The sequence below is a fragment of the Nonomuraea sp. NPDC048882 genome, assembly GCF_040649755.1.
GTDB classification, from domain to species: domain Bacteria; phylum Actinomycetota; class Actinomycetes; order Streptosporangiales; family Streptosporangiaceae; genus Nonomuraea; species Nonomuraea maheshkhaliensis.
In genome coordinates, this window is record NZ_JBEZGB010000005.1 from 270,019 (window position 1) to 287,567 (window position 17,549).

20 protein-coding genes and 2 tRNA genes are annotated in these 17,549 nt (G+C 70.1%); 4 read left to right on the forward strand and 18 right to left on the reverse strand.

Annotation, left to right across the window (positions count from 1 at the left end; translation table 11 throughout):
- Positions 1-84: 84 nt before the first annotated feature.
- The 4 genes from AB0C27_RS19925 to deoC are packed head-to-tail and all read right to left on the reverse strand — an operon-like array spanning position 85 to position 3,459.
- Positions 85-933 (reverse strand): aldehyde dehydrogenase family protein, encoded by an 849-nt coding sequence (locus tag AB0C27_RS19925; RefSeq protein ID WP_357845952.1) that lies wholly within the window; start codon positions 931-933, stop codon positions 85-87.
- Positions 926-1,114 (reverse strand): hypothetical protein, encoded by a 189-nt coding sequence (locus AB0C27_RS19930; RefSeq protein ID WP_357845954.1) that lies wholly within the window; start codon positions 1,112-1,114, stop codon positions 926-928. The genes AB0C27_RS19925 and AB0C27_RS19930 overlap by 8 nt, the downstream gene beginning before the upstream one ends.
- Positions 1,104-2,525, reverse strand: a complete 1,422-nt coding sequence (locus AB0C27_RS19935; protein WP_357845955.1) for an aldehyde dehydrogenase family protein — start codon at positions 2,523-2,525, stop codon at positions 1,104-1,106. The genes AB0C27_RS19930 and AB0C27_RS19935 overlap by 11 nt, the downstream gene beginning before the upstream one ends.
- 4 nt (positions 2,526-2,529) lie before the next feature.
- Entirely contained in the window at positions 2,530-3,459 is a 930-nt protein-coding gene (gene deoC, locus AB0C27_RS19940; RefSeq protein ID WP_346105433.1) for a deoxyribose-phosphate aldolase, read from the reverse strand.
- Positions 3,460-3,709: 250 nt separating this feature from the next.
- Here deoC and AB0C27_RS19945 point away from each other — a divergent pair, with 250 nt between their 5' ends.
- Together AB0C27_RS19945 and AB0C27_RS19950 are read left to right on the forward strand one after the other, a co-directional pair.
- Positions 3,710-3,859 (forward strand): hypothetical protein, encoded by a 150-nt coding sequence (locus AB0C27_RS19945; protein WP_357845958.1) that lies wholly within the window; start codon positions 3,710-3,712, stop codon positions 3,857-3,859.
- A 121-nt stretch (positions 3,860-3,980) separates the two neighbouring features.
- Positions 3,981-6,833 (forward strand): AAA family ATPase, encoded by a 2,853-nt coding sequence (locus AB0C27_RS19950; RefSeq protein WP_357845960.1) that lies wholly within the window; start codon positions 3,981-3,983, stop codon positions 6,831-6,833.
- A gap of 40 nt (positions 6,834-6,873) precedes the next feature.
- Here AB0C27_RS19950 and AB0C27_RS19955 read toward each other — a convergent pair whose 3' ends face one another.
- A complete protein-coding gene (locus tag AB0C27_RS19955; RefSeq protein ID WP_357845962.1) occupies positions 6,874-8,019 on the reverse strand; it encodes a hypothetical protein in 1,146 nt (381 codons plus the stop codon).
- Positions 8,016-8,405, reverse strand: coding sequence for a GntR family transcriptional regulator (locus tag AB0C27_RS19960; RefSeq protein WP_357845964.1), 390 nt, complete (start codon positions 8,403-8,405; stop codon positions 8,016-8,018). The genes AB0C27_RS19955 and AB0C27_RS19960 overlap by 4 nt, the downstream gene beginning before the upstream one ends.
- A gap of 55 nt (positions 8,406-8,460) precedes the next feature.
- On the opposite strand from AB0C27_RS19960, the gene AB0C27_RS19965 reads away from it, so the two are divergent.
- Positions 8,461-9,354 (forward strand): ATP-binding cassette domain-containing protein, encoded by an 894-nt coding sequence (locus AB0C27_RS19965; RefSeq protein WP_357845966.1) that lies wholly within the window; start codon positions 8,461-8,463, stop codon positions 9,352-9,354.
- Complete coding sequence (locus tag AB0C27_RS19970; RefSeq protein ID WP_357845968.1) at positions 9,351-10,145, forward strand: ABC transporter permease; 795 nt, start codon at positions 9,351-9,353, stop codon at positions 10,143-10,145. Before AB0C27_RS19965 ends, AB0C27_RS19970 begins: the two co-directional genes overlap by 4 nt.
- A 9-nt stretch (positions 10,146-10,154) precedes the next feature.
- Here AB0C27_RS19970 and AB0C27_RS19975 read toward each other — a convergent pair whose 3' ends face one another.
- From AB0C27_RS19975 to AB0C27_RS20030, 12 genes are all read right to left on the reverse strand, one after another.
- Positions 10,155-10,721, reverse strand: coding sequence for a TMEM165/GDT1 family protein (locus tag AB0C27_RS19975; protein ID WP_357845970.1), 567 nt, complete (start codon positions 10,719-10,721; stop codon positions 10,155-10,157).
- Positions 10,722-10,962: 241 nt separating this feature from the next.
- The gene (locus tag AB0C27_RS19980) at positions 10,963-12,000 is read right to left on the reverse strand and encodes a UDP-N-acetylmuramate dehydrogenase (RefSeq protein WP_357845972.1); all 1,038 of its coding nucleotides are present in this window, start codon (positions 11,998-12,000) and stop codon (positions 10,963-10,965) included.
- Positions 12,001-12,011: 11 nt separating this feature from the next.
- Positions 12,012-13,112, reverse strand: a complete 1,101-nt coding sequence (locus tag AB0C27_RS19985) for a hypothetical protein (RefSeq protein WP_357845974.1) — start codon at positions 13,110-13,112, stop codon at positions 12,012-12,014.
- A 157-nt stretch (positions 13,113-13,269) separates the two neighbouring features.
- Positions 13,270-13,698, reverse strand: a complete 429-nt coding sequence (locus tag AB0C27_RS19990; RefSeq protein ID WP_346105444.1) for a MaoC family dehydratase — start codon at positions 13,696-13,698, stop codon at positions 13,270-13,272.
- Position 13,699: 1 nt separating this feature from the next.
- The gene (locus AB0C27_RS19995; protein WP_346105445.1) at positions 13,700-14,149 is read right to left on the reverse strand and encodes a MaoC family dehydratase N-terminal domain-containing protein; all 450 of its coding nucleotides are present in this window, start codon (positions 14,147-14,149) and stop codon (positions 13,700-13,702) included.
- A gap of 198 nt (positions 14,150-14,347) precedes the next feature.
- Positions 14,348-14,512 (reverse strand): 50S ribosomal protein L33, encoded by a 165-nt coding sequence (rpmG, locus tag AB0C27_RS20000; protein WP_019632658.1) that lies wholly within the window; start codon positions 14,510-14,512, stop codon positions 14,348-14,350.
- A 70-nt stretch (positions 14,513-14,582) separates the two neighbouring features.
- Positions 14,583-14,656 (reverse strand) — tRNA-Met (locus AB0C27_RS20005).
- Between the two features lie 392 nt (positions 14,657-15,048).
- Positions 15,049-15,121 (reverse strand) — tRNA-Thr (locus AB0C27_RS20010).
- 39 nt (positions 15,122-15,160) lie between these two features.
- A complete protein-coding gene (locus tag AB0C27_RS20015) occupies positions 15,161-15,391 on the reverse strand; it encodes a transposase (protein ID WP_106243794.1) in 231 nt (76 codons plus the stop codon).
- 76 nt (positions 15,392-15,467) lie between these two features.
- Positions 15,468-15,995: an NlpC/P60 family protein gene (locus AB0C27_RS20020; protein ID WP_357845977.1), complete on the reverse strand. Its 528-nt coding sequence runs from the start codon at positions 15,993-15,995 to the stop codon at positions 15,468-15,470.
- A 43-nt stretch (positions 15,996-16,038) separates the two neighbouring features.
- Positions 16,039-16,998 (reverse strand): lysozyme, encoded by a 960-nt coding sequence (locus AB0C27_RS20025; protein WP_357845979.1) that lies wholly within the window; start codon positions 16,996-16,998, stop codon positions 16,039-16,041.
- A gap of 50 nt (positions 16,999-17,048) precedes the next feature.
- Positions 17,049-17,396: an AAA family ATPase gene (locus AB0C27_RS20030; RefSeq protein WP_357845980.1), complete on the reverse strand. Its 348-nt coding sequence runs from the start codon at positions 17,394-17,396 to the stop codon at positions 17,049-17,051.
- Positions 17,397-17,549: the final 153 nt, after the last annotated feature.

The following is a 17,549-nucleotide window of genomic DNA, read 5'->3' on the forward strand; positions in this document are numbered from 1 at the left end:
GGCCGAGGGGACGCGGTGATCAAACGCGGTGATCAAACACGGTGATCAAATGTGCTGATCAGATGCCGGGATCCGACACGACGATCAGATGCCGACGGGGTGCCAGACCGTCTTGGTCTCCAGGAAGGCCGTCATGCGCCCGATCCCGGGATCGGCCCCCCAGTCCTGCGCCGCCGCCGGCCGCAGCACCCGCTTGAGGTTCTCCGCCGCGGCCTGCTCGCAGCTCAGCGCCAGGTCGACGTCAGCGACCCCGGTCAGGTCGATCGCGTTGACGTCCATGTGCGCCGCCAGCCACGGAGCCAGCTCGCCCTGCCGCCCGGTCAGCACGTTGACGACGCCGCCCGGCAGGTCGGAGGTGGCCAGCACCTCCGACAGCGTGATCGCGCCCAGCGGTGACGGCTCCGAGGCGACCACGACACACGTGTTGCCGGTCACGATCACCGGCGCCACCACCGACACCAGGCCGAGCAGCGGATCGGCCGGCGCGACGACGGCCACCACGCCGGTCGGCTCGGGCGTGGACAGGTTGAAGTAGGGCCCGGCCACGGGGTTGGCCGCGCCGTGCACCGAGGCGATCTTGTCGGACCATCCGGCGTACCAGACCAGCCGGTCGACGGTGGCGTCCACCTGCTCCAGGGCCGCCCGCTTGCCGCCGCCGAGGTCGTCGGCGAACTGCGCGCGCCGGCCCTCCAGCATCTCGGCGACGCGGTAGAGGATCTGCCCCCGGTTGTACGCGGTCGCGCCCGACCAGCCGGGGAACGCCTTGCGCGCGGCCACCACCGCGTCGCGGGCGTCTTTGCGCGAGGCCCGCGAGGCGTTGGCGAGGAAGTCTCCCTTGGCCGAGGTCACGGGATAGGACCTCCCACTCTCCGAGCGCGGGAACGCCCCGCCGATGTAGAGCTTGTAGGTCTTTTTGACGGACAACCTACTCATCGCCGCGCCCCTTCCACGTGGACTCCTGCTCCACCTGCACCGGTACGAAGATCTGGCCGCACCGGCTGACGCCGCAGCGGTGGGCGAACCAGCCCTCGCGCACCGGGCGGCCGGCCCTGGCGAAGGCGTGGCCCCGGGTCGCCTGATCGCGCCGGCGCGGCCGGCGACTGTCACACCTCAAGGTAGGCCTCCAGACCGTGGCGTCCGCCCTCACGCCCGAATCCGGACTCCTTGAACCCGCCGAAGGGCGAGGCCGGGTCGAACTTGTTGAAGGTGTTGGCCCAGACCACGCCGGCCCTGAGCCGGTCGGCCATCCACAGGATGCGCGAGCCCTTCTCGGTCCACACGCCCGCCGACAGTCCGTACGGCGTGTTGTTGGCCTTCTCCACCGCCTCGGCCGGGGTGCGGAAGGTCAGCACCGACAGCACAGGACCGAAGATCTCCTCCCTGGCGATGCTGTGGGACTGCGCCACCCCGGTGAACAGCGTCGGCGGGAACCAGAACCCCTTGCCGGGCAGCTCGCACGCGGGCGACCAGCGCTCGGCCCCCTCGGACTCGCCGAGGTCGCTGAGCCGCCGGATCTTGGCGAGCTGCTCGGCGGAGTTGATGGCGCCGATGTCGGTGTTCTTGTCCAGCGGGTCGCCCAGGCGCAGCGTGCCGAGCCGGCGCTTGAGCGCGGCCAACAACTCTTCCTGGATCGACTCCTGCACCAGCAGCCGCGAGCCCGCGCAGCACACGTGGCCCTGGTTGAAGAAGATCCCGTTGACGATCCCCTCCACCGCCTGGTCGATGGCGGCGTCGTCGAACACGATGTTCGCGGCCTTGCCGCCGAGCTCCAGGGTGAGCTTCTTGCCGGTGCCGGCCACCGTCCGCGCGATGATCCGGCCGACCTCGGTGGAGCCGGTGAAGGCCACCTTGTTCACGTCGGGGTGGGCCACCACGGCGGCGCCGGTCTCGCCCGCGCCGGTGACGATGTTGACCACGCCGGGCGGCAGATCGGCCTGACGGCAGATGTCGGCGAACAGCAGCGCGGTCAGCGGCGTCGTCTCGGCCGGCTTGAGCACCACCGTGTTGCCGCAGGCCAGCGCCGGGGCGATCTTCCAGGCCAGCATGAGCAGCGGGAAGTTCCACGGGATGACCTGGCCGGCCACGCCGAGCGGCCTGGCGCTGCCGAAGCCGGCGTATTCCAGCTTGTCGGCCCAGCCCGCGTAGTAGAAGAAGTGGGCGGCCACGAGCGGCACGTCCACGTCGCGCGACTCGCGGATCGGCTTGCCGTTGTCGAGCGACTCCAGCACGGCCAGCTCCCTGGCCCGCTCCTGGATGATCCGCGCGATGCGGAACAGGTATTTGGCGCGCTCCGCGCCGGGCAGCGCGCTCCAGACGCCGAACGCCTTGCGCGCCGCCTGCACGGCGCGGTCGACGTCGTCGGAGGAGGCCGTGGCGACCTCCGCCAGCGTCTCCTCGGTGGCCGGATTGACGGTCTTGAACGGAGTGCCGGAGCCGTCGACGAACTCACCGTTGATGAACAGCCCGTAGGAGGACTTCAGGTCAACGACGTCGCGCGACTCGGGGGCCGGTGCATATTCGAACATCGTCTCAGTCCAGGGTGAAGTAGTCGGGGCCCGCGTAGCGGCCGGTGGCCAGCTTCTGGCGCTGCATCAGCAGGTCGTTGAGCAGCGACGAGGCGCCAAGACGGAACCATTCGGGGGTGAGCCAGTCGTCGCCCGCCGTCTCGTTGACCAGCACCAGGTTCTTGATCGCGTCCTTCGTCGTGCGTATCCCGCCGGCCGGCTTCACGCCGATCTGGCGGCCCGTCGCGTCGCGGAAGTCGCGTACGGCCTCCAGCATGATCAGCGTCACCGGCGGCGTCGCCGCCGGGGCGACCTTGCCGGTGGAGGTCTTGATGAAGTCGGCGCCGGCCAGCATGGCCAGCCAGGAGGCGCGCCGCACGTTGTCGTAGGTGGCCAGCTCGCCGGTCTCCAGGATCACCTTCAGGTGAGCCGCGCCGCAGGCTTCCTTCACCGCGACGATCTGTTCGTAGACCTTCATGTAGTGGCCGGACAGGAAGGCGCCTCTGTCGATCACCATGTCGATCTCGTCGGCGCCCGCGGCCACCGCGAGCGCGGTGTCGCTCACCTTGACCTCCAGCGAGGTGCGCCCGCTGGGGAACGCGGTGGCGACGGAGGCGACCTTGACACCCGTGCCCTTCAGCGCCTCGACGGCCACCGCCACCAGGTCGGGATAGACGCAGACGGCGGCCACCGAGGGGGCGTCGCCGCCGGGCCGCACGGCCTTGGCGCACATCGCGCGCACCTTGCCGTCCGTGTCGGCTCCTTCGAGGGTCGTCAGGTCCACCATGGAGATGGCCAGGTCGATGGCCTGGGCCTTGGCCGTGGTCTTGATCGAACGGGTGCCGAGCATCGCCGCCCGCTGGTCCGCGCCGACCCGGTCAACCCCGGGCAGGCCGTGCAGGAAGGCTCGCAACGCCGAGTCGGACGAAGCGACGTCCGCGAGCGAGGTAGTCACAGTTGACACCTAGACAGCATCGCCGACCAGGGCCTCTACCTCCAAACCGGATCACCTTAGGGCAGCGCGGGCGCAGGTCCTAGGCATGCCGTACGCCTGCGGCCCCGGCTTCTAGGCATCCCGGCGTGAATCCATAGGGATGCCGGCAGGAGGCCCGTACAGGAGATAGGACATCCACCCGATGTGGCGGACCGGGCCTTAGCCCGAGTCTTAAAGGTGTCAGGAAAAAGCACCACATCGAAGGAAGACGATGATGAACCCCGAGATCGAGTTCGAGCTCATGAAGAACCAGGCGAACGAGCTGCGCCGGGCCGCCGCCCACCAGCGCCGCGTACGCGAGGCCGAGCAGGGCAACAAGAGCGAGCGCCGTTCGCTCTTCGGCAAGCGCCGTTCCTCATGACCACCCCACGAGCACCCGGCCGCCCGCACCCGCGCGGCCGGGTCGCACGGGCCCCATAAAGCCCTGCAAGTGCTCCAAAAACCGTCGAAAGCAGCGGATGTGGGATGGCATGCTGGATGACATGCGGGGACGTTCGGTGAGTCCCGTCTTCGTCGGACGGGCAGAGGAGCTGGCGGCTCTGTCTGAAAGCTTCGACGAGGCCATCAAGGGCACGGTCACGGCGGTCCTGTTGGGGGGCGAGGCCGGGGTCGGCAAGACGCGGCTCGTGCAGCGCTTCGCCGAGAGCCGCGCGGCCGACGGCGCCCACGTGCTCTTCGGGGGCTGCGTCGAGCTGTCCACCGAAGGCCTGGCCTACGCGCCGTTCACCGCCGCCCTGCGCCAGCTCGTCAGAGAGCAGGGCCCGGCCGCCGTCGCCGGACTGCTGCCGGAGGGAGCCGAACGCGACCTCGCCCGGCTGCTGCCCGAGTTCGGCGAGCCCAGCCGCGACGGCGAGACCGAGACCGGCCGCGCCCGGCTCTTCGAGCAGTTCCTCAGCCTGCTCGAACGCCTCGCCGAGCACCGCCCCACCATCCTGGTCATCGAGGACATCCACTGGGCCGACCGGTCCAGCCGCGACCTCATCGCCTTCCTCAGCCGCAACCTGCACACGCCGCAGGTCCTCATCGTCATGACCTACCGCTCCGACGACCTGCACCGCCAGCATCCGCTCAGGCCGGTGCTGGCCGAGCTGGGCCGGGTCCACGGCGTGCACCGCCTCGATCTGCCCCGCCTGTCGCGGGACGAGGTCGCCCAGCAGATGACCGCGATCCTCGGCCGCACTCCCGCCTACGGCAAGGTGGACACGGTCTACGAACGCAGCGAGGGCATCCCGCTGTTCGTCGAGGCCATGCTGGAGAGCGGCGACGAGTGCACGTTCCCCGACTCCATGCAGGACCTCATCCTCGGCTGCGTCGAGCGGCTGCCCGAGGAGACCCAGCGCGTGCTGCGCGTCGCCGCCGCCGGCGGCAACCGGGTCGGCCACGCGCTGCTGGCCGCCGTCAGCGGCCTGTCCGACGTCGAGCTGGAGACCGCGCTCCGTCCCGCGATCATGGGCAACGTCCTGCAGATCGCCGACAGCCGCGCGTACGTCTTCCGCCACTCGCTCATCCGCGAGGCCGTGCACGACGAGCTGCTGCCGGGCGAGCACCAGCGCCTGCACAGCAGGTTCGCCGAAGCGATCTCCAAGGACCGCACGCTCGTCCCGCCCGACCGGGCCGCCGTCGAGCTGGCCCACCACTGGTACGGCGCCCGCAACGACCGCTGGGCGCTGATCTCCGCCTGGGAGGCGGCCCGCAAGTCGTCCAAGGCGTTCGCCTACACCGAGGCGGTCCCGCTGCTCGAACGCGTGCTCACGCTCTGGGACCGGGTGCCAGACGCGGCCGAGCTGATCGGATGCGACCACACCGCCGTGCTGGAGCGGGCCTCCGAGGCCGCGAACGCCGGCGGCGACGTCGACAAGGCCAGCAAGTTCGTCAAGGCCGCGCTGTCGCAGCTGGACGAGACCCGCGAGCCCGGCCGCGTGGCCCAGCTCATCGTGCGCAGGGCCGGGCTGAAGAACTCCAAAGGGCAGGCGGGCGTCATCGACGACCTGCGGCACGCGCTGCGGCTCGTCCCCGAGAACAGCCTCGACCGGGCCGAGGTCGTCACGCCGCTCAGCCGCCACCTGATGCTGAGAGGCGAGATCGAGGAGGCCAACGAGCTCATCATCGAGGGCCTGCGCTGGGTCAGGGAGCACGGCGACCGCTGCCTCGAAGGCGACCTGCTGATGAACCTGGCGCTCGGCCACTCGCTCAACGGCGAGATCGAGACCACCATCGCCATCAACGAGCAGGCGCTGGCCATCGGCCACGAGGAGGGCGCGGGCAAACTGATCACCCGGGCGATGGGCAACAACATCGACGGGCTGCTCGACATGGGGCGCCAGGACGACGCCCTGCGCATGGCCGAGCACGGCTGGACGGTCGCCAAGAAGTACGGACGCCTGCGCGGCAGCGGCCTGTTCATCGCCAACAACTGGGCCGAGGTGCTGGAGACGCTCGGCCGCTGGGACGAGGCCATCGAGATCGTCGAGACCGCGCTCAGCCACGGCCCCGTGCTGCGCACCCGCTACAGCCTGCTGCGCGTGCGCGCCGACATCGCCCTGGCCAGGGGCGAGCTGCAGCTCGTCGAGGGCATCCTGGCCGAGGTCGGCGTGTCCAAGAACCGTCCTGAGGAGTTCGTCCAGGACATCATCAGCAACGCCCGCCTGCTCATCGGCTGGCACCTGACCAGGGGCGAGCCCGCCGCCGCGCTCGGCGTGGCCGAGCAGGTGCTCTCGCAACCGAAGCAGTCGAGCAAGGCCATGCTGGGCTGGCGGCTGCTCGCGCTGCTGCGCACGGTCTGCGACGCCGCCCAGGACACCGAGCCGGAACGGACCGCCGCGCTGCGCGCCCAGGCCGCCGAGGTGGCCGGCATGCTGTCGGTCATCGGGCCGGTCGTGGAGGCGTACCGGCTGTCCTATACAGGCGACTTCGACGCCGCGGCGGCGGCCTGGGATCGGCTCCAGCGCCCGCACAACCAGTCCAAGACCCTGCTGCGGGCCGCCTCCGTCGCCGCCGCGTCCGGCGACAGGGAGGGCGCGGCGGTACGGCTCAAGGCGGCGCTGCCGCTGGCCAAGGCGCTGCGGGCGACCCCGCTGGTGGAGGAGATCGAGGTGCTGGCCCGCCGGGTCGGCGGCCTCCAGGAGGCGCAGGAGCCGTCGGAGCTGCTGACGCCGCGCGAGCTGGAGGTGCTGCGCCTGGTCACCCAGGGCCGCACCAACCGCGACATCGCGAGCGAGCTGTTCATCTCGGCGAAGACGGTGAGCGTGCACGTGTCCAACATCCTGAGCAAGCTCGGCGTCACCACGCGCGGCGAGGCCGCCGCGGCGGCCCACCGCCTGTCGCTGCTGTCCTGAGGGGACATCGGCGCTGCCCTGAGGGCGCACCGGCCGACCGTCAGAGGAGGCTGTGCCTCTGGGGAAGATCGACGACGCCGGCCAGCGCCAGCCCCGCGAGCACGATGAGGGCGACGGCGAGAACGCCGAGCAGGAGCCAGGCGATCGGATGGCCGAGGTTGAGGGTCCATGAGGAGGGACCGAGGCGGGCGTGCACGAGCAGGGCCGGGTCGCGGCGGTTGGCGTAGAGGGCGCCAGCCAGGAACCAGTGGCGGTCGTCCTCGCGCTGGCCGACCCCGGTGTCCTCCAGTTCCTCGCCCGGCAGGGCTGGCAGCCGGTGCCCGGCCTGGCCCACTTTGATCGCCCACGTCGGCCAGCCGCCCAGCAGCACGATGAGCGGAACGAAGACGGCCACCTCCCAGACGATCGAAGGAGTGACGACCTCCCACAGCCGCAGACCCGCGAAGAACAGGCTGAGGTTCACGCAGGCCGCCGACAGCAGCAGCATCACCGCGACGCCGCGCAGGTAGACGCGGTAACGGCGGGCCGAGCCCTGCGGTCTGGCGGCATCGAGGTCGGGGCGGGCACGCAGCACGGCCAAGGTCGCGACGAGAACGACCAGGGTGACGGCGATCTGGTAGATCACCGGCTGGAAGGCGCTCAGCACCGTCGTCGGCGTACGCGGTGCGGCGGCGGTGCCGTACCCGAAGGACAGCGGCAGCGTGGCGGGCAGCCCGCCGTAACGCGCCCAGCCGACGCCCGCGGTGAGCAGGAGTAGGGCCAGGGCGGGCAGGCCGTACGACCACGGCACGCGAACCGGGTCGGTGCGGAAGGACGTGTCCACGGTGACGCCCTGACGACGCTCGGCCGCCCACCCGCCGGCGAGCTTGGCGGCGCGGACCATGCGATGAGCGCGGTAGAACACGAGCAGGTCCACGACCGTCACCGCCGTCACGGCGAGGCCGATCGCGACGGCGGATCCGGTGGCCGCCAGCACCAGGATCAGGGCCACCGCGGCGATCACCGCCACCAGGACGGTCAGACGGGTGTAGAGCCGGCGCGCCGCCACGATGGCGGGATCGCCTGCCCGCTGGAGCCCCACGCGCACGCCGAACGGCAGGGTGGGCCTGGCCAGCGCCGGCAGGCTCAGCATCAGGGACGTGACCAGCGCGATGGCGATCGCGCCGGCGCAGAGGAGCAGGATCACGCGCCCTCCTCGAAGCCGTTCAGCAGCGCCTCGCACCGGCGCAGCACGTCCTGCCGGTCCATGCCGTGAACGGTGGCTTCCGCCAGCAGCACAAGCATGCGTTCCTCCCAGTCGTCGGTGAAGGGCTCCTCGGGCGGGCCGGTTGTGGCGTCACGCCGTACGACCGCGCCGCTCTTGCGGTTGATCCGGATCACGCCCTGCTGTCTCAGCAGGTCGTAGGCCTTGTTCACGGTGTGGAAGTTGATGCCGAAATCCGCGGCGAGTTGCCGCGTGGACGGTAGCGGGTCACCTTCCCGCGCCTGCCGTCTGGCGATCGCCTCCACGATCCGGTCCCGGATCTGCTGGTAGATCGGGACCTCGCTGTCGAGGTCAAGTGTCAGCTGCACACTCCCACTCTATCTGATATACAACTAATAGAACAGCTAGTTGTTCGGAGGACACATGGGTAGTGAGATGAACATCGAGGTGCGCGGCCTGACCAAGGCGTTCGGGCCGGTCAACGCCGTCACCGACCTCAGCTTCGAGGCGGAGGCGGGCATCGTGACGGGATTCCTGGGGCCGAACGGCGCCGGCAAGACCACCACCATGCAGATGATGCTGGGCCTGGTCACGCCGAGCGCCGGCACCGCCACCTTCGGCGGTCGCCGCTACACCGACCTGCCCCGTCCGTCGGCCGCCGTCGGAGCCGTGCTGGACAGCGCGGGCTTCCACCCGGCCCACACCGCCCGCGACCACCTGCGGGTCTACGCCCGCATGGGCCGGCACGGCACGGCCCGAGCCGACCAGGTCGCCGACCTGACCGGGGTGTCGGCCTTCGCCGGCCGCCTCACATCCACCCTGTCCACCGGCATGCGGCAACGCCTCAGCCTGGCCACCGCGTTGCTCGGCGACCCCCAGGTGCTGCTGCTGGACGAACCGAGCAACGGCCTGGACCCCGAGGGCATCGCCTGGCTGCGGCGATTCGTCCGCGAGCTGGCCGCCGAAGGCCGCACCATCCTCGTCTCCAGCCACGTGCTCGGCGAGATCGAGCACATGGCCGACAACGTGGTGGTGGTCCGCGACGGCCGGTTGGTCACCGCCGGACCCATCACCGGCCTGTACGGCACAGCCGCCGTGCTGGTCCGCTCCCCGCGAGCCGACCTGTTCGCGGCCGAGCTGGCGGCGAGCGGGGTCCGGGTGGAACGTCCGGGACCGGACCTCCTCCGCATCCACGACCTGAGCACCGAGGAGGTCGCCGCCGCGGCCGCCTCCCACGGGGTCCCGCTGCACGAGATCACCCCAGAACATCCCACCCTTGAACACGTGTTCCTGCACCTCACCGGAGGTTCCCGATGACCGCGCTCCTCGCCGCCGAATGGACTCGCCTGGCCAGCACCAGGCTCTGGCTGTGGGGCCTGCTGGCCGCGCTGGGCAGCGGAGCGCTCATCGGCCTGCTCGCCCTGGTCGGGCCGGAGAACTTCACCCCTCCGATGCCCGGGCTGGACACCGTCCAGGGTGCCCACATGCTGCTGGGCCTGCTCGGCTTCACCGTCTTCGCCCCCGCGCTGCTCGGCACCATCGCCGTGTCCTCGGAGTACCGGCACAGGACCGTCACCACCACGACGTTGTTCGCGCCCAGACGCTGGACCTGGCTGGCGGCCAAGCTGGCGATCTACACCGGGGCCGGGCTCGCCTACGGCGCGATCGCCGCGGCGGTGGCCGGCGGTGCCCTGTGGGGCGTGGCCCTGCTCAAGGGCATCACGCTCGGCCTGCCGGCCGCCACGGTCGCGGCCCTGCTGGCCCGCATCGGCCTGACCATGGCGGTCTACATCCTGCTGGGCCTCGCCGTGGGGGCTCTCCTCCGCAACCAGGTGACCGCCCTCATCGCCGTCGGCGCCTACTTCTACGTGATCGAGACCGTGCTGATGATCATCCCGGGGATCAAAGTGCTCTATCCCTATCTCCCGGGTGGCGCCACCACCGCGCTGACCGGCTCCACCTTTCTGGCGGACGCCATCGCCGGCCAGACCGGCACCGCCGCGCCCCAACTGCTGTCCGCGCCGGCCGGTGCCGCCGTACTGGTGTGTTACGCCCTGATCGCAGTCGCCATCGCCGTCGCGGCCCCGCTGCGGCGAGACATCACATGAGCGTGGGTCTCAGAGGATCGCCTCCGCCAGCAGCACGACGCCGAAGACGGCGAACGCGGCGGCGGCGCCGTAGCGGATGACCTTCTCGGGCAGGTGCTTGCCCAGCAGCCGCCCCACCACGATGGCCAGCGCGTCCGCGGCCACCATGCCGACGGTCGAGCCGATCCAGGTGCCCACCCAGTCGTGCTGGGTGGCCAGCGTGATGGTGGCCAGCATGGTCTTGTCGCCCAGCTCGCTCAGGAAGAACGCCACGGTCACCGCGATCAGGGCGTTCCTGGTGGTGCGCTGAGCCTTCTTCGACTCCTCCTCGGTCAGCTCGTCGCCCCGCCACGTCCACACGGCGAACGCGAGGAAGGCCACGCCGGCCACCACGGTGATGGCCGTCGTCGGCAGCGCGCCGCCGATCAGGCCGCCCACGGCCACGCTGAGCAGGTGGACGACGGTCGTCGCGATCGTGATGCCGGCCAGCACGGGCCAAGCCTTGAAACGGGTCGCGAAGGTCATCGCCATCAACTGGCTCTTGTCGCCCAGTTCGGCCACGAAGATGACGGCGAGACTGATCCAGAACGCTTCCAACGGTCCTCTTCCGCGCGACCGGGCCGGAAGCAGGAGCCCGGGGAGTTTTTCGGGCACGACTTCGGCCCGGCAGCGTCTTTGTCCACATGACTGCCAGGCCGAAGGTCTCGTCCGCCCGTCTGAGGCCCGCGTGACCGGGCGCGGTGAAGCGCCAGTGTGTCGACCACGCGATTGGGACTACTCCCCTTCGGTAATTCCGCACCACCCTAACAGGCGTCGCGCCGTGCCTGTTCCCGGGTCCTTAGTCGTCCAGCGCGCAGCCCACCAGGACCGGCTCGTTGACCAGCGTGACCCCGAACTTCTCGCGTACGCCGTCGCGCACCTCCCTGGCCAGGGCCAGCAGGTCGGCGGTGGTGGCGCGGCCCGTGGGGTTGGTGAGGGCGAGCGTGTGCTTGGTCGAGATGCGGGCCGGGCCGCGCTCGTAGCCCTTCGGGTAGCCTGCCTGCTCGATCAGCCAGGCGGCGGGCACCTTGATCAGGCCGCCCGGCACGTCCCAGCGCGGATGCCCTGGAGCCCGCACCGCCAGCTCCTCCGCCTCCTCCGCCGTGAGGATCGGGTTGGTGAAGAACGAGCCCGCGCTCCTCGTGTCGGGGTCGTCGGGGTCGAGCACCATGCCCTTGCCCCGCCGCAGCGCCAGCACGGTCTCACGGGCCCGCGCGAGCGGCACCCGGCCCCCCGCCACGGTGTCCAGCCGTGCGGCCAGCTCCGCGTACGCCACAGGCCCGGACAGCTCGGACAGGTCGAGCGCGTAGGTCACCGCCAGCACGACGTAGCGGCTCAGGTCGCGCTTGAAGACGCTGTCGCGGTAGGAGAAGCCGCACTGCCGCGCCTCCAGGTCGATCACCTGGCGGGTGAGCCGGTCGTAGGCGCGTACGCATCTGACGGTCTGGGAGACCTCCTGGCCGTACGCACCGACGTTCTGGATGGGCGTCGAGCCGACCTGGCCCGGCACGCCGGACATGCACTCGATGCCCGACCAGCCCTCGGCCACCGCGCGGGCCACGAGCCGGTCCCAGTCCTCGCCCGCCTCGACCGTCACGACGGCCTGCTCGCCGTCGCGCGAGACGGTCACGCCCTCGGTGGCGACCTTGATGACCAGCCCGTCGAACCCCTCGTCGGCCACCACGACGTTGCTGCCTCCGCCCAGCACCAGCGTGGGCACCGCGTTCCTGTCGGCATCGGCGATCAGGGACACGAGCTGCTCGGCCGAGGTGGCCTCGGCGAACTCGCGGGCGGGCCCGCCCAGGCTCAGCGTGGTGTACGACGCGAGGTTCTCCATGACCAGACAGCTTATGAGGCGCGCAGCCTGCGCAGCACCCCGTCGTAGTTGCGCCGGGACTCCCGCTCCGCGTAGTCGCCGGCCACGTCGTGCCGGCCCAGCAGCGTCACCGGCAGCCGTTGATGCGGGACGACCAGGCGGCCTGGCAGGGCCAGCGAGAGCTCCAGATCGGCGTACCTGCCGTAGCGGGCGTCCTCGGGCAGCGCGCCGAACGCCTGGGCCCTGCGTACGGCGATGAGCTCACCGCTCAGCGCCCGCACCGTGCCGGGAGCGGCCTCCCGCCACACCGTCCTGGGGCCGACCTCTCCCGTGCTCTCCCGGCCCGGCTCGGGCTCCTCCGCCGCCACCGGGTTCAGCCCTCTCCATCCGGCGGCCACCGCGCCCTCGACGACCGCGGCGATCAGCGGGGTCAGCGCGTCGCCGCGGAGCACGACGTTCGTCTCCATCAGCACGTGCACCTCGGACTCGTCCAGCTGTAGCAGCTTGGCCCTGCTCTCGCCCCAGGTCGCGGTGCCGCCCCGCCAATGGGGTGTCTCGCTCACGTGCCAATCGGTGATCCGCTCGGGGTGGCGCTCGGCCAGCTCGGCCAGCACGTCGCCGGCGCCGTCCACGTTGCCGAGGTCGAGGGCGAGCACGTGGGCGCCGGTGTGCTCGATCACCGACTCCACGCAGCGCCTGACGTCCTCGGGCCAGCCGTCTACCAGCAGCCCGACGCCGGCGGTGACGCCCCTGGTCTCCACGCGCTGCCGTTCCAGGGTCACGCCCTGGTCGTCCAGGCGGTTGGTGGCCAGCGAGGCGTCCCAAGTGCGCTGGGCGTGCAACATCCCGTCGTCCAGGTCACCGTGCCGGCCGGGGTCGCCCGAGAAGCCCAGATCGGCCGCGGGGTCGGGGCTCGCGCCCGTCCTCGCGGCGCCGGCCCCCGCGCTCCTCGTGCTCCTTCTGGTCCGCTTGGTTCCGGCCGTGCCGACCCCCGTCGCCCCCACCGGCACGGGAGTGTCCTCCGTGCCGGGCTCACCGGCGCCGCCCGCCGTGTCGCGGCCGGTGCCGGCCGCGCCGGCCACCTGGTCGATCCGCGCGGGTTTGAGGTGCCCCGGCGGCTTGGTGTCGGTCACGGCGGAGACGGGGATCGATCGAACGGTGGGCCAGACCTTTCGCACAACATCACTCATACGGACACGCGCTACCCGAGAGCCGTCCGCGATATCACCGGCGCATCACTGGCGCATCACTGGGACATCACCGGGGCATCGGGTGAGCGGGAGCCGGGTGTCAGGTGAGCTGGACCACCGCGCGGGCCTTGGACAGCACCCGTGCGTCGCCCGACCTGGCGGTCAGCCCGATGACCACCTTCTTGTCCTCCAGCTTCTCCTCCACGACCCCGCTGACCGTGACCGTGGCCCCCTGGTCGTCGTCGGGCACGACCACCATCGAGGAGAACCGCACCCCGAAGTCCACCACCGCGCCGGGATCTCCCACCCAGTCGGTGACGAACCGCCCGGCCTGCGCCATCGTGAACATGCCGTGCGCGATCACGTCGGGCAGGCCCACCATCTTGGCGAAGCGCTCGTTCCAGTGGATCTGGTTGAAGTCGCCGGAGGCGCCCGCGTACATCACCAGGTTGAGCCGGCGCACGTTGTAGTCCACGGCCGGGATCTCCTGCCCCGCCTCGACCTCGTCGTACCTCACCGCGGCACTCATCTCAGCCCGCCCCTCCGCGCTCGACGATCGTGTTGTACGTCACGCAGACCGGCTCACCCTCGACCGTCCGCACGTCGCTCTTGACCGTGAGCAGCTCGTTGTGCCCGGCGGTGCGGATGTCGGTGATCGTGGAGGTCATGACGAGCCGGTCGCCGGCGTGGACCGGCCGGGTGTACTCGAAGCGCTGCTCGCCGTGGACGACCATGGCCAGGTTGAGCCCGAGGTCGGGGTCCACCAGCGCCCCGCCGCCGCTCGTCAGGCTGAACACGATGGGGAAGGTGGGTGGCGCGATCACGTCGGGGTATCCGGCGGCCTGGGCGGCCTCCTGGTCGCGGTAGAGCGGGTTGTGGTCGCCGATCGCGGCGGCGAACTCCCTGATCTTCACGCGGCTGACCTCGTACGGGGCACTGGGCGGATAGGTTCTGCCCACGAAGTCACGATTCAGGGCCATCGCTGCTCCCTCGCTTGTCCGTCCCGGCGGCTGATGAGGCCGACGCTAACAGAACAAGGTTCGGCTGTCCCTGGTGATGGTCTGCTTTTTGCCCAGGACGCGGGCGGAGGGACACGCAGACACGACAAACCGGCGCCTGCTAGGGGACGCCGGTTGTGCGTTATGAAAACAGTGGGGCCAGCAGCCCTGCCCTGGACCCTAGCGGGTCTCGCGGTGCGCGCGGTGGCAGCGGCAGTTGGGGCAGTACTTCTTCAGCTCAAGCCGATCCGGGTCGTTGCGCCGGTTCTTCCGCGTGATGTAGTTGCGGTGCTTGCACTCCTGGCAGGCCAGCGTGATCTTCGGCCTAACGTCGGTGGCAGCCACTTGGGAGTGCCTTTCTACGTTCGGGACATGGACACGCCCGTACCCAGGCCGGTGACCTGGGATGGGGCAGTAGCGGAGGCCGGACTTGAACCGGCGACACAACGATTATGAGCCGTTTGCTCTGCCTGACTGAGCTACTCCGCCTTTGGGCCGTAATCGACCCGGCCCGTAGAGGATACCCGACACGGTGAGCACCTTCGTAACTCACCCGGTCGGGCGGGGTGCTTCCCAGTATGCCTCAGGAAGGCCCCGCAACCGAAATCAATAAGCGGCAGCCCCGCCTGCCGCCCCCCATACGAGCACGGTCAGCGTAGCAGCTCTCGCCGGACTACCGGCAGCCGGCCTGGTGGCGCCGCGGCGCCTCTCGCAGCTTCCAAGGGATGAGGCCCCCGGCGAAGCGCCGTGACCCTCCGTCAGCCGCACTCGCGCGCAACGTCCCGGAGAGCCGGAAAGGAGAACCGGAAACACGTCCCGGAGAACCAGAAACGCCCGGCTCCGAGTTAATCGGACCGGGCGTTTTGCCTGTTCAGTGTGCGAGCCCCCAAACGGAATCGAACCGTTGACCTTCTCCTTACCATGGAGACGCTCTGCCGACTGAGCTATAGGGGCCTGTCCGGCGCTGCGGACAGGCATAACCATACACGGCGCTCAGCCATGATGCGAACTCGTTCCGGCGGTCGCCCGCGGCGTCGCGCCGCGCCGGGGCGCGAGCTCGATCACCTCGCACAGGTCGGCCAGATCGACGTGCCTGGCCACCTCCGCCACAGAGGTGCAGTCGGCGACCACCCACCCGTTTCTGCGCACCCGCAGCACCTGCCGCCCGGCTCGCAGGGCGCCCACGACTTCAATGCCGTCCAGGCCGACCCATCGCCTCTCCATAGCCGCACACATTAGCCGCAGGGTCCGTCAATTTCGCCGCGTCACTCGCGTTACCGGCATACCGAACCGGTACGCATCACCGTCGGTATCGGTAGAAGCCGGCGAAGTCCTTCTTCTTCTTGATCGTGTCGATCCTGACCATGGCCCCGGTCTCCGGCGCGTTCATCATCTTCCCGCCGCCCAGGTAGACGCCCACGTGGTGGGTCCTTACCGAGCGCTTCGTGACCTTGCCGAAGAAGACCAGGTCGCCGGGCCTGGGATCGCGGACGCGACGCATCTTCCGTAAGTGGTCGTCGGTGTTGCCCGGCCCGAGCACGTCCTCTCCGTGCGCCAGGGCGTAGACCCACCGGGTGAAGCCCGAGCAGTCGAGCCCGCGCGTCCTGGCGGCCGGGCAGGGCCTGATGCCGCCCCGGTAGCCCCTGCACGTCCCCTTGGAGGGGCCGGGGTCCACGCCGTGGCCGCCGCCCCAGGAGTACACGATGCCGTACCGCTCGATCTCGTACGCGATCCTGACGACCAGCGGCGGCACGGACAGCCCCAGCGGCACCGAGGCCGTGGCGGTCAGCAGGAGCAGCGCCGCCGCCACCGCTAACCGCCGTTTCATTCCGACACCCCCCGAAGTCCCAGCCTTCGGTATTTATCCTGCCTTATCGGGCTTTGAGGACGAGCTTCACCGAACCCACCGTCACGTTCAGGCCGACGGTGCCCTTGGACCTGCTGGGCCTGGTCGTGATCGTGAACGTCTTCTTCTGCCCGCGCGGCAGCTCCCCGATCCGGCAGTTCACGGCGGTGCCGCTGAACGTGCACCCCGGTGCCTTCACCACGCGCTGCCCGCCGAACGTCCGCCCCGTCAGCTTGACGTCCTTGACCGGGTGCGGGCCCGTGTTGGAGATCGTCACCGTGTACGACTTCCTGCTCACGGCCCGGCCCCCGACCTTGACCTCGGCCGGCGGGTTGGCCAGCGACTTCAGCTGCGACTCCGAGCCGTTGAAGACGTTCTGGCCGCCGGCCGGCGTGCCCTTCTCCGCCGACTGCCAGAACGTGTGCTTCTTCCAGCCCTTCGGCAGCTCGCCCACCTCGGAGCCCCAGCGGGCCAGCCACAGGGGGTTCGACCTGAACTTCGTGGTGTTGCCGGTGCAGGTCTGCCACCAGCTCGTGGTGGTGTAGATGATCGCGTGCCGGCCGGTGGCCGCCCGGTACTTCTTGGTGAAGTCCTTGATCCAGGTGACCATGTCCGCGGCGGACAGGTCGTAACAGTTGTTCTTGCCGTTGGTGTCCTTGTACGGGTTGTCCTCCAAATCGAGAACACCGGGAAGCGTTTGGCCGTCGCTGATCCAGTTACCGCCGTTCTGCAGAAAATGCTCGGCTTGGGCGGTCCCATCGGATTCATGCGGTTGCGCAAAGTGATAGGCGCCGCGGACGAGACCCGCCGACGCCGCGCCACTGAACTGGGCCTCGAAACTGGGGCTGCGGTAATCCGTCCCCTCGGTGGCGTGCACGAACGCGAACTTCCCGCCGCCGGAGGCCACCGCGGCCCAGTCGATCTCGCCGGTCCAGTTACTGACGTCCACCCCGGGCACCTCGGCCGCGTGGGCGACGCCGGTCATGCCAATCGTGGCAATTACCGTGTATAACCACAGACGTTTCACGCCGGAGATCATTGCGGAGCCCTGCACAATTCCGCAAGCCCGGAAATTTCCACCTCTTTTGCGGTATCGAGCCAATACACGGGCCCGAGAGCCAGCGGTCGCGCACCCGCCGCCCATTCCCGCCATCGTTCGTCCCCGACGAACGGGTCCCGGTGCACGGGGTGCCGTACCCGCCGCTCGTACTGGCTCCACTCGGCCTCGCCGACCCCGTCGGGGCGGTCGAGGGTGTCGGCCAGGGTCTCCTTGATCGCGTCCTTGCTCAGGACGGGCCAGCCGAGCTCGCGGCCCAGCGCGCGGGCCAGCGTGGACTTGCCCGACCCCGGCAGGCCGTTCACGAGGACGACGCGTTCGCACATGATCAGCATGGTGACAGAGGCGTGTGCAGAATTCGTGCGGACGTGGTGCGGAAACCGCAGATCAGCGGGTGGAAATTCGTTCCCGGCCAAGATCGTTCGCGACAACGTTTTCGCAGGTCAGAGCCGTATGTGTAAGTCACGTTCACGTTTGCC